This is a genomic window from Massilia sp. ZL223 (assembly GCF_018119395.1).
In the GTDB taxonomy this organism is placed as follows: Bacteria; Pseudomonadota; Gammaproteobacteria; order Burkholderiales; family Burkholderiaceae_D; genus Telluria.
The window spans coordinates 67,756-82,961 of record NZ_JAGPWD010000009.1; the positions used below are offsets into that span (position 1 = coordinate 67,756).

The 15,206-nt window shown below is 65.0% G+C and carries 14 protein-coding genes; 4 read left to right on the forward strand and 10 right to left on the reverse strand.

The features are described 5' to 3' along the window. Positions 1 to 42 precede the first annotated feature (42 nt). Together KBW95_RS08415 and KBW95_RS08420 are read right to left on the reverse strand one after the other, a co-directional pair. The gene (locus tag KBW95_RS08415; RefSeq protein ID WP_211524344.1) at positions 43 to 639 is read right to left on the reverse strand and encodes a hypothetical protein; all 597 of its coding nucleotides are present in this window, start codon (positions 637 to 639) and stop codon (positions 43 to 45) included. Between the two features lie 121 nt (positions 640 to 760). Beyond that, a complete protein-coding gene (locus KBW95_RS08420; protein WP_211524343.1) occupies positions 761 to 2,437 on the reverse strand; it encodes an electron transfer flavoprotein-ubiquinone oxidoreductase in 1,677 nt (558 codons plus the stop codon). A 173-nt stretch (positions 2,438 to 2,610) separates the two neighbouring features. On the opposite strand from KBW95_RS08420, the gene KBW95_RS08425 reads away from it, so the two are divergent. Together KBW95_RS08425 and KBW95_RS08430 are read left to right on the forward strand one after the other, a co-directional pair. Beyond that, entirely contained in the window at positions 2,611 to 3,387 is a 777-nt protein-coding gene (locus KBW95_RS08425; protein WP_211524342.1) for an SDR family oxidoreductase, read from the forward strand. Positions 3,388 to 3,457: 70 nt separating this feature from the next. Next, entirely contained in the window at positions 3,458 to 3,880 is a 423-nt protein-coding gene (locus KBW95_RS08430; RefSeq protein ID WP_211527968.1) for an acyl-CoA thioesterase, read from the forward strand. A 178-nt stretch (positions 3,881 to 4,058) separates the two neighbouring features. On the opposite strand, the gene KBW95_RS08435 is transcribed toward KBW95_RS08430, so the two are convergent. From KBW95_RS08435 to KBW95_RS08450, 4 genes are all read right to left on the reverse strand, one after another. After that, positions 4,059 to 5,195, reverse strand: coding sequence for a HupE/UreJ family protein (locus KBW95_RS08435; protein ID WP_373888774.1), 1,137 nt, complete (start codon positions 5,193 to 5,195; stop codon positions 4,059 to 4,061). Next, entirely contained in the window at positions 5,192 to 6,310 is a 1,119-nt protein-coding gene (locus tag KBW95_RS08440) for a hypothetical protein (RefSeq protein ID WP_229429628.1), read from the reverse strand. Before KBW95_RS08440 ends, KBW95_RS08435 begins: the two co-directional genes overlap by 4 nt. A 311-nt stretch (positions 6,311 to 6,621) precedes the next feature. Further along, the gene (locus tag KBW95_RS08445; protein WP_307727641.1) at positions 6,622 to 8,184 is read right to left on the reverse strand and encodes a DUF4331 domain-containing protein; all 1,563 of its coding nucleotides are present in this window, start codon (positions 8,182 to 8,184) and stop codon (positions 6,622 to 6,624) included. A gap of 406 nt (positions 8,185 to 8,590) precedes the next feature. Continuing rightward, complete coding sequence (locus tag KBW95_RS08450; protein WP_307727642.1) at positions 8,591 to 9,121, reverse strand: PAS and helix-turn-helix domain-containing protein; 531 nt, start codon at positions 9,119 to 9,121, stop codon at positions 8,591 to 8,593. A 171-nt stretch (positions 9,122 to 9,292) separates the two neighbouring features. On the opposite strand from KBW95_RS08450, the gene KBW95_RS08455 reads away from it, so the two are divergent. Beyond that, entirely contained in the window at positions 9,293 to 9,991 is a 699-nt protein-coding gene (locus KBW95_RS08455; RefSeq protein ID WP_211524339.1) for a CoA transferase subunit A, read from the forward strand. A gap of 23 nt (positions 9,992 to 10,014) precedes the next feature. After that, positions 10,015 to 10,665 (forward strand): 3-oxoacid CoA-transferase subunit B, encoded by a 651-nt coding sequence (locus tag KBW95_RS08460; RefSeq protein WP_211527970.1) that lies wholly within the window; start codon positions 10,015 to 10,017, stop codon positions 10,663 to 10,665. 211 nt (positions 10,666 to 10,876) lie between these two features. On the opposite strand, the gene KBW95_RS08465 is transcribed toward KBW95_RS08460, so the two are convergent. The 4 genes from KBW95_RS08465 to KBW95_RS08480 form a co-directional block, all read right to left on the reverse strand. Continuing rightward, positions 10,877 to 12,133 (reverse strand): M56 family metallopeptidase, encoded by a 1,257-nt coding sequence (locus KBW95_RS08465; RefSeq protein ID WP_211527971.1) that lies wholly within the window; start codon positions 12,131 to 12,133, stop codon positions 10,877 to 10,879. Next, positions 12,130 to 12,525: a BlaI/MecI/CopY family transcriptional regulator gene (locus KBW95_RS08470; RefSeq protein ID WP_211524336.1), complete on the reverse strand. Its 396-nt coding sequence runs from the start codon at positions 12,523 to 12,525 to the stop codon at positions 12,130 to 12,132. Before KBW95_RS08470 ends, KBW95_RS08465 begins: the two co-directional genes overlap by 4 nt. Positions 12,526 to 12,628: 103 nt before the next feature. Then, positions 12,629 to 13,585 (reverse strand): IS1595 family transposase, encoded by a 957-nt coding sequence (locus tag KBW95_RS08475; RefSeq protein WP_211527972.1) that lies wholly within the window; start codon positions 13,583 to 13,585, stop codon positions 12,629 to 12,631. A 143-nt stretch (positions 13,586 to 13,728) separates the two neighbouring features. Then, the gene (locus KBW95_RS08480) at positions 13,729 to 15,030 is read right to left on the reverse strand and encodes a dicarboxylate/amino acid:cation symporter (protein WP_211524334.1); all 1,302 of its coding nucleotides are present in this window, start codon (positions 15,028 to 15,030) and stop codon (positions 13,729 to 13,731) included. Between the last annotated feature and the right edge of the window lie 176 nt (positions 15,031 to 15,206).

The following is a 15,206-nucleotide window of genomic DNA, read 5'->3' on the forward strand; positions in this document are numbered from 1 at the left end:
GGCGCACGAGGACGCCGTAGTAGTGGTTGAAGTGCTCAGCGACTAGCGGTTGCCGCGCTGCTTGTCGATGCTGTTGTCCTGGCTCCAGGCTTGAGACGCATCTTTCGCGCTCTCGCCTTGTCGCGAATCCAGGTCGTCCAGCGCCGGTGTGCCGCCGGATGCGTGCTGCCCGCGTTGCTGGCTGCCCTGTTGCCCCGATTGCTGGCTACCCTGCTGCTGGCCGGACTGCTGGCTGCCTTGCTGCCGTTGACCCGACTGCTGGCTGCCTTGTTGCTGGCCGGATTGCTGACTACCTTGCTGCCGTTGACCCGATTGCTGGCTTCCTTGTTGCTGACCGGATTGCTGGCTGCCTTGCTGCCGTTGACCGGATTGCTGGCTACCCTGTTGCTGCCCCGACTGCTGGCTGCCGGATTGCCGCCCCGATTGCATGTTGCCCTGTTGCTCCTGGTTCAGCTTGTCGCGCTGGACATTGGTGTCCATGTCGTTCAGCTGGTCGTAGCTCGGGCCTTTGGTGCCATGTCCCTTGTTTTCACCCATGGTGGTCTCCTCATTGAGTGTGTCGAGAAACCCCATCATAGGCTTCTTGGCAATCCCGGCAATCGGAGAGGGGAAGGGAGCGCCGTAGGACAGGTCGCACATACTCAGCCGTCGCGACTGCTCCCACATTGCCTTGACTCAATACCCTCCGGCACGGCGTGAAGCCGCTGGCGCCGTGCGAAGGGGATTGGTTCAGCGTCCAGGAAGACCCTGCAACTACCCCTTACATATTGGGGTAGTTCGGACCGCCGCCGCCTTCCGGCGTCACCCAGACGATGTTCTGGGTCGGGTCCTTGATGTCGCAGGTCTTGCAGTGCACGCAGTTCTGGGCGTTGATCTGCAGGCGGTCCTTGCCTTCGTCGGTCTTGACGAACTCGTAGACGCCGGCCGGGCAGTAGCGCTGTTCCGGGCCCGCGTAGGTGGCCAGGTTCACGTCCACCGGCACGCTCGGGTTCTTGAGCGTCAGGTGCACCGGCTGGTCTTCGCCGTGGTTGGTGTTCGAGATGAACACCGAGGACAGGCGGTCGAAGGTCAGCTTGCCGTCCGGCTTCGGATACACGATCGGCTTGAACTGCGAGGCCGGTTTCAGGGACTCGTGGTCGGCGTGCTGGTGGTGCAGGGTCCATGGGGCCTTGCCGCGGAAGACGATCTGGTCGATGCCGGTCATGATCGTGCCCAGCACCAGGCCCTTGGCCATCCATGGCTTGAAGTTGCGCGCGATGTGCAGTTCTTCATGCAGCCAGGACTTCTCGAAGGCTTCCGGATAGGCGCTCAGTTCGTCGCCCTGGCGGCCGGCGGCGAGTGCGTCGAAGGCGCTTTCCGCGGCCAGCATGCCGGTCTTGATCGCGGCGTGGCTGCCCTTGATGCGGCTGGTGTTCAGGAAGCCGGCGTCGCAGCCGATCAGCGCGCCGCCCGGGAACACAGTCTTGGGCAAGGACTGTAAACCCCCTGCCGTGATGGCGCGCGCGCCGTAGGAGATGCGCTTGCCGCCTTCGAAGAAGTGGCGGATCGCCGGGTGGGTCTTGTAGCGCTGGAATTCCTCGTAGGGCGACAGGTAGGGGTTCTGGTAGGCCAGGCCGACCACGAAGCCCACCGCGACCTGGTTGTTTTCCAGGTGGTAGAGGAAGGAGCCGCCATAGGTGCTGTTGTCCAGCGGCCAGCCGGCGGTGTGGATCACCAGGCCGGGCTTGTGCTTGGCCGGATCGATTTCCCACAGTTCCTTGATGCCGATGCCGTAGGTTTGCGGGTCCTTGCCCTTGTTCAGGTCATACCTGGCCATCAGCTGCTTGCCGAGGTGGCCGCGCGAGCCTTCGGCGAACAGCGTGTACTTGGCGTGCAGCTCCATGCCGAGCTGGAAATCCGGACCAGGCTCGCCGTCGCGCTTGACGCCCATGTTGCCGGTGGCGACGCCCTTGACCGAGCCATCCTCGTTGTACAGGATCTCGGCGGCCGGGAAGCCGGGGAAGATCTCGACGCCCAGGCTTTCCGCCTGCTGGCCCAGCCAGCGCACCACGTTGGCGAGCGAGATCACGTAGTTGCCATGATTGGTCAGAGCCTTCGGGATCGCGAACGACGGGGTGGCGTAGGACTTGGTCTCGGTCAGGAACAGCACGCGGTCTTCGGTGACGGCGGTGTTGAGCGGGGCGCCTTTTTCCTTCCAGTCGGGGATCAGCTCGTCCAGCGCGCGCGGGTCCATGACGGCGCCCGACAGGATGTGGGCGCCGACCTCGCTGCCTTTTTCCAATACGCAGACCGATACTTCCTGGCCCTTTTCCGCGGCCAGCTGCTTCAGCCGGATCGCCGCCGACAGGCCCGCCGGGCCTCCGCCGACGATGACCACGTCGTACTCCATCGCTTCACGCGGTCCGTATTGTTCGAGAATATTGATTGGCTCTGTCATGGTTTTTATAAGAATCTGTAAAATAAGCACGAGTGTGCGGTTTTTTTCTGCCGATTGCAACTCCGGCCGCCATTTTAAAGGCAATATTAGATGCGGCAATCTAATACTGATGTTTTGTGTAATGATGATGGCTTCGCAACAAGGTCGCGCGGCATCGCGCCGGGGAGCCATCCGTGGGGATTGAAGTTAATTTCGAAGGCAAGATTGCAATGGTGACCGGTGCTTCCAGCGGCCTGGGCGCGCGCTTCGCCAAGGCGCTGGCGGGGGCGGGCGCGCAGGTGGTGCTGGCCTCGCGGCGGGTCGAGCGGCTCAAGGAATTGCGGGCGGAGATCGAGGCCGACGGCGGCGCGGCCCACGTGGTGCGCCTGGACGTCACCGACCTGGACAGCATCAAGGCCGCGATCGCGCATGCCGAGACCGAGGCCGGGCCGATCGACATCCTTGTCAACAACTCCGGGGTGTCGGCGACCCAGAAACTGCTCGACGTGAGCGAAGACGACTACGCCTACATCATGGACACCAACCTGCGCGGGGCCTTCTTCGTCGCCCAGCAGACGGCCAAGCGCATGATTGCGCGCGCCAAGGGCGATCCGCGCAAGCAGCACCGCATCGTCAACATCGCGTCGGTGGCGGGCTTGCGGGTGCTGCCGCAGATCGGCGTGTACTGCATGAGCAAGGCCGCCGTGGTGCAGATGACCAAGGCGATGGCGGTCGAGTGGGGCAAGTACGGGATCAACGTGAACGCGATTTGTCCCGGCTACATCTCGACCGAAATGAACGAGGACTATTTTGATACCGAACAGGGCCGCAAGCTGATCGACGCCTTGCCGCGCAAGCGTCCCGGCAAGCCGGAAGACCTCGACGGGCTGCTGCTGTTGCTGGCGGCGGAGGAAGCCCACTTTATCAATGGCGCCATCATCACGGCCGATGACGGGATGACGGCGCAGTAATCGGCGCTGCCAGCGCCGCAACCGGCGCCGCACTGCGCGGCGCAACAAGCGTGTGGAAACAAAGGAAGCAATGAGCAGTAAGAAGTTCGTGCATGCGATGCGCATGCCTATCCGCTGGGGCGACATGGACGCCATGGGTCACGTCAACAACACCAACTATTTCCGGTATATCGAGTCGGCGCGCATCGCGTGGCTGGAAAGCGTGGGTGGCCTGCCAGAGCCGCGCGGGGAAGGGCCGGTGGTCGTTAATGCTTCGATGAATTTCCTGAAGCAGCTGACCTATCCGGGCGAGATCGAGGTGCGTACCTTCGTGGCGCCGCCGGGGCGCTCGAGCGTGGAGGTGTCGCACGAGATTCGCCTGGTGGGCGCGGATGGCCAGGCGGGCGACCTGCATGCCGAAGGACTGGCCAAGGTGGTCTGGGTCGATTTTGCGAAGCAGAAGTCGGCGCCCTTGCCGGAGGCTTTGCGGGCGCAGTTGCCTGCGGCTGAGTGAGTTGGTTCCGCTGATCGCGGGAAGCCCCTTGCCTTTGCAGGGGCGACACAGGTGGCGGGACCCAGAGAATCGCTGTGGTCTCGTCGCAGCATGTTCGGCAGCCTTCCAAGCTGCGCTGGTCGCATCGTTCAACACACGTTTGGCCCGGGCCGATCCCGCCTGAGAGCGCGCCACGCAGTTACCCGCCTGGCGGCGCAAGCAATGGCGCAAACGCCCGCTCCACTAACCACACCATCGCCAGCAGCGCGATGCCGGCCGAACCGCCGGTGAGCACCATCCTGCGATAGAAAGCCGTGGCGCGCAGGTGATACGCAAGCGGCAAGAACAGCGCCACGATGGCCAGCTGGCCCAGCTCGACGCCCACATTGAATCCCACTAGCGCCAGCGCCTGCGATTGGCCGGCAAGCCCGAGGTCCGCCAGCACGCTGGCGAACCCGAAGCCGTGCAGCAGGCCGAACACGAAAGCGGCCGCCCAGCGGCGCAAGGCTTCCAGCGGCCACAGGTTGTTGAGCGCCGCGACCGCCACCGAGGCCGCGATCAGGGATTCGACCCAGCGCGAGGGCAGGGAGACCAGCTGCAGGGTCGCCAGGCTCAGGGTGAGCGAGTGCGCGAGCGTGAAGGCGGTGACGATCCTGACCACGTCGACGGCCGCCGTGCGGAAGGCGGGCGCGGCGCGCCACTGTCCCTCGTGCCGCAGCAGCACCGCCGGCAGCAGCAGCGAGAGCAGGAACAGGATATGGTCGTAGCCGATCCAGATATGCCAGGCGCCGTTGCGCAGGTAGTCCAGGAACTGGCCGAGCCGGGATGCCGTGGCCGGGATGAAGCGCTGGCGCTGATGGTCGTTGCCGAAGATCGCGCTCTGGACCGTTCCCGTGCGCCCGAGGCGCAGCAGGCCCTTGTGCTGGGGATCGATATCGAACAGCAGCCGGTAGTCCAGGTCGAGCGCACGGATCGGCCGGGCGCAGGCGGCATGGAAGCGCAGCACGGTGTAAGCACCGTCGGTGTGGCGGTCGACCAGCTGCTCGCGAGCGCTCAGGCGGCAGGCCTGGCCGTCGCCCGACACGGCCAGGCGCGACAACGCATAGGCGGCAATCGCGCCATGGCGGGCGCGCACTTCGCCCCAGGTCAGCGCGCCGTCGCCATCCAGGTCGAGGCCGATGGCAGCGTCCAGGTCGCGCAAGGCGATATCCCAGCGCCCCTCGACCTCGGCGCCCTGCACGTCCAGGACCAGGTGGCTGTCGCTCGGCTTGTGCGCATGCGCCGGCCGCATGCAGGCCAGCACCAGCAGCAAGAGCAGGCCAAGGCGCGTCATCATCGCAGGCGCGCCGTTCGTGTGGCGCTGGCCTGGGCGCGCAGCCTGGCCAGGGCCGCATCTTCCAGGCCGACCCGGTCGATCCAGGACAGCGCATCGGCCACGGCCTCGTTGTTCCCGGCGGCGATGCCGGCTTCCAGCAGGATGCGAACGTCGGCCGGCTCCTTTTGCACCGCCCAGTTGGCGCGCGCCAGGCGCAGCGCCGCGCCGGCGTCCCGTTCGAGGTGCAAGGCATAGCGCGCTTCTTCACGCCGGTGCACCGTGTCGCCGCGCAGCGCCGCCGCCCGGAACCGGTCGCGCAGGGCAGTCCGCGCCGCTGCCGCGTCCGGGGCGCCGAGCCTGTCGAGTGCGATCGCCAGGCGCAGCAAGAGCGCGTCCACCTTTTCCCTGCCGCGCAGCAGCGCGGCGGCTTGTCCGGGCTGGCCCTGGTCGAGCAGCACATCGGCGCAGGCGCCCAGCGTGTACGCGTCAGTGGGCGCGAGCGCAAGCGCGGCCCCGAAATGCTGCCGGGCGGCGCCGGCATCTCCGCGCCGGGCGGCCATCTCGCCCAGCAGGGTAAGCACCCATTCGTCGACCTCGGTGGGGCTCCCCCGCTGGGCCGTGTACGCGGCCAGCAGCGTCGCATAGCTGGTCCGGGCCGCACCGTTCAGGTTGTCGACGGCCGCAAGGCAGGTCTGTGCAACGAGTGCGGGCGCGATCCCTTGCAGACGCGCGCAGCTGTGGCGCGCGCCGTCGAAGTCTCCGGTCACCTGTTGTACTGTGGCCCGCGTCAGCCAGGCCTGGGCGTTGCTCCCGTCATTGCGCACCAGCTCGTCCAGGTCGCGCAATGCGGCATCGAACTGATGCGTGCTTTGCCGGATGGTGGCGCGCAACAGCTGCACCTCGGCGGGCGGCCTCGGCATATTCCACCATGGGCCCAACACCGACTGGGCATAGCCCAGGTGGCGCGGATCGCCGTCCTTGCGCGCCAGGGCCAGGTAGCGCCGCGCCAGTTCGGCCGCCAGCGTGAGGTTCGCCGGCTCCTGGCGCAGGCCGGCGCGCATGCGGGCCAGCTCGCGCTGGCCTGGATCGCTGCGTGCCGGCAGCCGCTCCAGCACCTCGCTGTCGCGGCTGGGCAAAAAGGCTTCCGCCTGCCCGGGCAGGGGAAACAGCGCCAGGACGGCAAGCAGGCCGCACGGCAGGCTGCGCAGCAGCCCGCGCAGCAATCCGCGCCACTGCGGCCACGTATGCCTGCGCCGGTCAGGCTGCTTGTCCGCGGCAAGCCGGTGATGCCGGAACAGGCGCCATTCGCCTGCCGGCAGCTGGCCTGACCGTGGCGCCCCATGTGGCTCCGCATATAGCTGCGCACGACGCACCGAAGCTGGCACCGCGTGTGGCGCCGCATGTGGCAGCGGATGTGACGCCAACGCCTTCGTCGACATTGCCGGACTCATCTTGCGCCAGGAATCGGGGTATTCAGGTAGGGGAAGCCGGGCAGGAAGGGCTGGGCGGCCTGGTCGACGGCGTCATGCAGCCTGAGCGCGGTCGCACCCAGGGGCACCTGGCTCGGGTTGCAGTCGGGGCCGAAGCCCAGGGCGTTGTTGTTCCCGTTCGCGATGCACAAGCCGCCCAATGCCGCGACCAACGTAATGTCCACGACATCGTCCTTGGGCCGGCGCCCGTTCGGGTAGCCGGCAAAATCCGTCCCGCCGGCCAGGATATTGCCAACCAGCCCAAGGCGGTTCTGCTGTTGGAAGGGCACGGCGGGGATGGACGTGTTCAGGCGCAGCATTTCGGAGGGCGTTGGATTGGTGGGCCGGTTCACGTTGGGAATGCCGGTCAGGAAGGTGACCACCAGGTCCTGGCGCGGCAGGTTACGCGGCGCGGCGCTCCCTGCCGGCAGGCCGAAGGCGATCTCGACCAGCCTCGGGAAGGTGGGATTGGTGACATATTTGCCGAATTGCCTGTCGTTGCCCGGCACCGAGGCATTGAATTTGTCCTTGTCCGGCAGGCCGACGACCACCTCGTTCACCAGCGGCATGCCGAGCCGCGATACCTGGACGAATCCGCCGCTGTAGTTGACCGAGGTCTGGTGTCCGGACGGCGGGTAGGGATTGACCTGCTGGTTCTGGCGCACGCTGGCCGTGCTCCAGACGCCGATCACCGGATCCGACGATTTGTGGGAGAGCAGGCAGCTCTTGTGGACCTCGAGCGCCAGCGAGGTGATGTTCTTGTCGGCTAGCGGATTGGGCGCGGCGTTGATCTGCGCGGGATCGGTGATCAGGGACAGGGGCGCGTTGATCAGGTCGAAGATGGGGCCGAGGTTGACCGCGAATCCTTCCTGGCGCTGCCCGACGAACACACGTCCCGGTGTGGCGCAGCCGGGAATCTGGACCTCGTAGATGTGCTGGGCGGCATAGGCGGCGTAGTCGGGAATGGTCTTGGTGCCGATATTGTCGGCCGGCTTGTCGAAGAGCGTGGCGCCGCTTCCCATGCGCGTGAGCGGCGCCGCATAGCCGCCCCGGCGGTGTCCGCGGACGAGGGTGACCGAGAATTTCTCGTTGACGTTCAGCGCCGGCGAATTCCGCGCATTCACGGGCCCGGACTGGCTCAGGGGAATGGCCACATTCTGTGGTCCGATCGGCAGGGTAATGCCACGGAAAGCATTTTGGAAGCGAAACTGGAAAGTGAGATCTTCCCTGGCATCGCCATTATTATCGACGTGAATTTCATAAATGGCGTTTGGATCCATTTTGAAATAATTCGGACCGCCGTAGGAATCCTGCAGCGGCTGGTAATTGGCGATCAGCGTCACATAACCCGTGCGCCCGCGTTCGTAGCTGTTGAATGCGTACACATCGGTGCCGTCGACCTTGGGCTGGGTCGTGATGAATGGCGCTTCTCGGTGACTGGACGCCTGCGCCGGCAAGCCCAGCGAAAGCGCGAGCAGCGGGCAGCCGGCGGCAAGCATAAACTTTCGGAAAATTGCCCGAGGTGGATATTGCATCGGCATGATTTTCTCCTCGATAAATGCACGTAGCAAACGTCAATGACCCATGCCGAAAATTGTCCCGCGTTTGACGACGCCCCTATTCGAATTGCGTCAATCATTCGCGTCCCTGTTCTGCGAACTAATCGAGATTTATGCTGGCTGATGTATTGCGGCTAGATGAATTTCTTTTGAAAATCTTGGCTCGGCAATATTAATTCCACAAGCCATGTCATTCATGGATGGTTGGCGCAAATAAGGCGGTCAGGAAAACCGCTGGCCTGCAAGGCTTGGCGGCGCAGCCGACCACGCGATGCGCCTTGGTGGGAAGGTGAGGGAGGAGGGCAGGTGCTGTCGCGCGAGGCGAGCCCGGCACGCGGCAGACGGCGCAGGGCGCCCGGGGCCGAAGACCGTGCCGGGGGAGGTGGCGCTACCTGGTCACGCCGACCAGCTTGTGCACCAGCTCCGAAGAGGTCGAGGCGGAAAATTTGCGCATCAGGCTGGCCCGATGCATTTCCACCGTGCGCGGCGACAGGTCGGTCTCGCGCGCAATGATCTTGCTGGTCTTGCCTTCCACCAGCAGCGCCGCGATCTCGCGTTCGCGCGGCGTCAGCTCCGCCGTCACCGGCCGCTTCTCGCTCACGTCCTCGAAGGTCCAGACCCCGGCGCCCAGCGGCTGGGCGGGATCGAGGGCTCGTCCGGTCACGTGGCACCAGAACAGCTCGCCGTTGGCGCGGCGCATGATGCGCTCGTCCGAATAGCGCCCCCTGGCGTTCATGATCGGGATGATGCGGTCGCCGGTGCGCAGGAATTCGTCCATCGTCGGATAGAGCACGCGGAACGATTGCCCGTCGAGTTGCCCGCGCGCATAGCCGAACATCGAGGCCAGGGCTTCGTTGCAGGACTGGATCACGCGGTCGACCGAAACGCACATGCCGACCGGCGCGTGCTGGAAAATCATTTCGTAATCGATCGCGTAAGATGGGGTGGTCTGAGCTGGGTCGACTGCTGTGTTCATCGGCGGTGGCCCGTATTTCTACGGTATTGAACTTCGGTGTCGGCTATTTTATGCTGAGAATCTACTCTTGCAGTATAGAAGAGCTGTTCGGCTTAATTTATAAAAGGGACGGGTATGAACAAAGTGTATCCTGATGCGAAGTCGGCCCTGGCCGGTATCGTTCAAGACGGCCAGACCATCGCCGTCGGCGGCTTCGGCCTGTGCGGCATTCCGGAAGCGCTGATCGAAGCGCTGCGCGACTCCGGCGTGAAGAACCTCACCGCCATTTCCAACAATGCCGGCGTGGACGGTTTCGGCCTGGGCCAGCTGCTGGAAACGCGTCAGATCAAGAAGATGATCGCCTCCTACGTGGGCGAGAACAAGGAATTCGCGCGCCAGTTCCTGGCCGGCGAACTGGAACTCGAATTCACCCCGCAAGGCACGCTGGCCGAGAAGCTGCGCGCCGGCGGCGCAGGCATCCCGGCCTTCTACACCAAGACCGGCTACGGCACCATCGTGGCCGATGGCAAGGAAACCCGCGAGTTCGACGGCGAGCACTACGTGATGGAGCGTGCGCTGGTGCCGGACGTGTCCCTGGTCAAGGCCTACATGGCCGACAAGGCGGGCAACCTGGTGTTCCGCAAGACCGCGCGCAACTTCAACCCCAACGTGGCCACCGCGGGCAAGATCTGCATCGTGGAAGTCGAGAAGCTGGTCGAGATCGGCGAGATCGATCCGGACCAGGTGCACACCCCGAGCATCTTCGTGCACCGCATCGTCCACAACCCGACGCCGGAAAAGCGCATCGAACAGCGCACCGTGCGCGCGAACTAGAGAATCACTTCGGAGACAAGAACATGGCATGGACTCGTGATGAAATGGCCGCCCGCGCGGCGCAAGAGCTGCAGGACGGCTTCTACGTGAACCTGGGGATCGGCCTGCCGACCCTGGTCGCCAACTACGTACCGAAGGATATCGAGGTCTTCCTGCAGTCGGAGAACGGCCTGCTCGGCATCGGCCCCTTCCCGACGGAAGCGGAAGTCGACGCCGACCTGATCAACGCCGGCAAGCAGACCGTGACGGCGCTGCCGGGCGCAGCCTACTTCAGCTCGGCCGATTCCTTCGGCATGATCCGCGGCGGCAAGATCAACCTGGCGATCCTGGGTGCGATGCAGGTGTCCGAGCGCGGCGACCTGGCCAACTGGATGATTCCGGGCAAGATGGTCAAGGGCATGGGCGGCGCGATGGACCTGGTGGCCGGCGTCAAGCGCGTGGTCGTGGTGATGGAACATGTCGCCACCGCCAAGGATGGCTCGACCTCGCACAAGATCCTCAAGAAGTGCGACCTGCCGCTGACCGGCGTGGGCGTGGTGGACCGCATCATCACCGACCTGGGCGTGATGGACGTGACCGACACCGGCCTCAGGCTGGTCGAACTGGCGCCTGGCGTCAGCAAGGACGATGTCCTGGCGGCGACCGGCTGCGAGCTGGACGTATCGGCGGTCTGATCCTGTGAAAGGGGGCGGCAGCGGCCGCCCGGACCGACAGCCCGCCGAGCGATCGCGCGGGCTGTTTGCTTTTCGGGCTTGACGATGGCATGCGAGAGCGCTTGCCGCCTTGCTCGCCTGCGGCGGCGCTTGCGAGCAGGAGGGGAAAACAAAAAGGGCGGCATGCGCCGCCCAGACCTGTCCGGCGAGCGTCCTCGCCGGCAAAGTCAGCCTAGTCCAGGGACCACACGTACTTGACCTTGGCCCATGATTCGACCGGATGTCCGGCGGTCCGCGCCGGGTAGAAGCGGCACAGCGAGATGGCGCTGCGGGCTACCTCATCCAGGGCGGGATGGCCCGAGCTTACGGCGACCTTGGCTTCCCTCGCCTTGCCGTCGGCCGCGACCAGGAAGTCCAGCTCGACCGTGCCTACCTGCTTTTGCGCGAGCGAGTCCTTCGGGTAGACCGGCTTGGCGCAGGAAGCGAAATCGAGCAGGGCATGGGTATCCGGCTTCTTCGGCGTGGCCGGTGCGGCATGGGCGAATGCACCGATGCTCATGGCCGCCAGCGCCAGTGCGGGAATGGCCGCCTTCCAGTTCGACACCCGCGTTTCGGGACGTAGCAAGCGTGTGATGCGTGACATAAGATCTCCTCCGTTGGCCGCTTGGGCCAGGTGGTGGGTTGAAAACTGGAGTTTCTCCAGCTCGGAAAGCGCAAGGGCCAGGCGCCGCGGTTCGCCGAGCGTCCTTGCTGCGATATCGTCTGCGATCTGCTCACGCTCGGTGCGGATGCGGTGCGACAGCCACCACACGGCAGGGTGATAGAACAGCAGGGTCTCCACGACGTTCTGGACCAGGTTGACCAGGTAGTCGTGGCGTTTGACATGGGCCAGTTCGTGCGCCAGCAATGCTTCCAGCAGATTGGGCGCCATGCCCGACACCAGCGAGGCGGGCACCAGCACGACCGGACGCCACCAGCCGGCCGTGATCGGGCTGGCCAGATGGGCGACGACGCGCAAGCGCACGCTGCGCGTGATGCCGAGCTGTTCGGCCAGGCGCTGCAGGCGCGCCTGCCAGAGGGCGTCGACCGGTTCGCGCGCGGCGGCGCGGCGTATCCACAGCAGGCCCGCCACCATGCGCAGGGAGAGCAGGGCGGCGCAGGCGGCCCAGCCGAGCACGATCCACGCCAGGTGGTCTTGCACCAGGGTCTCCCAGCCGATGCCGCTGACCGATCCACCGCCGGCGCGGCCGGTCCGCAGGAAGGCGTCCGCATGCTCGGCGCCCACCTCCTGCAGGCGCTGCACCAGCGTCGCCGCCGGCCACAGCACGCAGGCGAGCAGGCCGATGCAGGCCGCCAGGTAACGCTGTTCCGGACGCGCGTGGCGCAACATGCCCAGCGCAGCGGCGGTGAGGCAGGCCACCAGCGCACCCTGCCACAGGAAGTCGACCAGGGTCCAGCCGATCGCGCTCACCACGACGGCGGCGTTCATTCCTTGCTCTCCGGCTTGTCTTCGCGCAGGAGCCTTTCGATCTCGTCGCGCTCCTTCCTGGAGATGCCGCTCTTGAGCGCCGCCAGCACCAGGGCCTTGGCCGAGCCGGCGAAGGCGCGCTGCATCAGGTCTTGCAGCAGGTTGGTCTGCAGCGCATCGCGGGCATGGGCGGGAGCGTAGACGTGGGAGCGCTCGCTTTCGTCGCGGATCAGCAGGCCCTTGCCGTGCATGACTTGCATGAGGCGCAGCACAGTGGCGTAGGTCACGTCGGGCCGGGTCTTGAGCATGTCCTCGTGCACCTGCTTGGCGGTGGCGGAGCCCAGGGGCCACAGCACTTGCAGCAGGTCGAGTTCGGCGGGCGTGGGCTTGGGGGCGTCGGCGGGGCGGGGCATGGGATCCTCTTGAAATGTGTGCACGGGGTCTAGAGTAGTTGGTCTAGACCGATGTGTCTACAACTTTCTTCAATCGGAACGCATAAAAAAGGCGCTGTCGCTGTTACGTGTGGAAGAGGCCCATCGCCGCTCGTAGGAATCGCTCAGGCGAAGCGATGCGCGCGCCGTCCAGCGCCCATTGCCAGCCCAGGTAGTTCGGCAGGTAACGCGAGGCGACGCCGTGAAAGCGCGCCAGCCATTGCCGGAAGCGCCGGTGGTAGGCGTTCACGTTTTGTACATGGATCGCTCCGCGTACGCGCTCGCCGGCGCGCAGGTTGACGCATTCGTGAGAAATGCCGGCTTCGCGCGCGAAGGCCCGGTAGGCGGCATGCGCATCGGTCACCAGCAGCACGTCCGGATCGAGCACGGGCAGTAGATGCCGGAACAACTGCTTCTTCGTCACCGCGCCCCGGCCGGTGACGAAATCGTGTGTTTGCCCGGTGCGGTCGCGGGCAACCAGGACGCAAACGTGCTCGTGCGAGATGCCGCGCGTGGAGGCCACCCCACCGCGCCGGCGCGCCGGGCGGTTCAGCTCGCGCGAGCCCTTTTGCGATTCGAGCAGGAACAGCTCGTCGGCTTCGGTGATGCCGTTCAGGCGCTGCGGCCTGTCGTGTTTGGCAAGCTCCAGGAAGCGGTGGCGCCAGCGAAAGCTCGTGTTCCGGTGCACGCCGACCGCCTTGGCCGCCGCGCGGACGCTGTTGGCGTCGAGCATCTTGTCGAGGTAATCGAGCCATTTGGCGCGATGGCGCAGGCGCGACAGCGGCGTGCCGCTCAGGGCGGTGAAGGTCTTGCCGCACGCGCGACAGCGATAGCGCTGCAGGCCGCGGTTCCGGCCATGCTGATACGGCCGCTCGGCCTTGCACGCCGGGCAGCAGGGCGCCGGCCCGTCCATTCCTTCGATCGCTTCGCAGAGCCGGTCCAGTCCGAGCGCCGGCGCCAGTATCTCCAGGAGTCTGCCGCGCTGATTTTTGGAAAGCAACGGGAGTTGCCGCAACCACTTCGTGAATCGCCTGCCTTCCATTTCCGCCCTCCGCCGTCGACATCGATTAACGACATTTGGACAAGGACGGAACTCGGCAGTTCAATTTCTACACTTAACGCGGACAGCGCCATAAAAAAAGACCGCACCCTCGGGTGCGGTCTTTTCGGGGAGGGCGCAGGCGATCAGGCCGCTTCGCGTACTTCCTTCAGGCTCTTGTCGTCCTCGATGGCGAGGCGGCCGTTCAGGACTTCGTCCATGCGGCTGACATCGAGTTCCTTCTCCCACTTCGACACCACCACCGTCGCCACGCCGTTGCCGACGAAGTTGGTCAGGGCGCGGCATTCGCTCATGAAGCGGTCGATGCCGAGGATCAGGGCCATGCCCGCCACCGGGATGGTCGGCACCACGGCCAGGGTCGCAGCCAGGGTGATGAAGCCGGCGCCGGTGATGCCGGACGCGCCCTTCGAGGTCAGCATGGCGACGAACAGGATGGTCAGTTCCTGGGTCAGGGTCAGGTCGGTGTTGGTCGCCTGGGCCACGAACAGGGCCGCCATCGTCATATAGATGTTGGTGCCGTCCAGGTTGAACGAGTAGCCGGTCGGCACGACCAGGCCCACCACGGGCTTGGAGCAGCCCAGCTTTTCCAGCTTGCGCATCAGGGCCGGCAGGGCGCTTTCGGACGAGCTGGTGCCCAGCACGATCAGCAGTTCTTCCTTGATGTAGGAGATGAACTTGAAGATCGAGAAGCCGGTCATCTTGGCGATGGCGCCCAGCACCACGGCCACGAACAGGAAGCAGGTGAGGTAGAAGGAACCCATCAGCTTGGCCAGCGGCAGCAGCGAATCGAGGCCGTACTTGCCGATGGTGAAGGCCATCGCGCCGAAGGCGCCGATCGGGGCGACTTTCATGACGATGTTCACGACGCCGAAGATCACGTGCGAGAAGTCTTCGATCAGCTTGGTGACCGGACGGCCGCGTTCGCCCATCATCGACAGCGAGAAGCCGAACAGGATGGCGATCAGGAGCACCTGCAGGATGTCGCCCTTGGCGAAGGCATCGACGAAGGTGTTCGGGATGATGTTCATGATGAAGTCCACCGTGCTCTGGCTGTGCGCCTTCTCGGTGTACTGCGCGATCGACTTGGTATCCAGGTGGGCCGGATCGACGTTGAAGCCGGCGCCCGGCTTGACGACGTTGGCCACAACCAGGCCGATGGCGAGCGCGAAGGTCGATACGACCTCGAAGTAGAGCAGCGCCTTGCCGCCGACGCGGCCGATCTTCTTCATGTCCTGCATGCCGGCGATACCGGCGACGACGGTACAGAAAATCACCGGAGCGATGATCATCTTGATCAGTTTGATGAAGCCGTCTCCCAATGGCTTCATCTTGGTGCCCAGTTCAGGGTGGAACACCCCGAGCAGTACGCCGACGAAGATGGCGAACAGCACCTGGACATACAGGATTTTGTAAAAAGGCTTTTTCATGACAACTCTTCAACGAGGTTGGTGGTCGTGCCATCTTCGTTGAATCCCGCATGCATAGCTATTGTGGAAATCCGCAAGCGGGAAGCGACCCGGATCCGGCCAAACGCCAGCGCCGATAAGGGGAACTACGTAGGCGCTACGCGAGTCTCGACGCGTCCACATCCGCCGTATTCCGC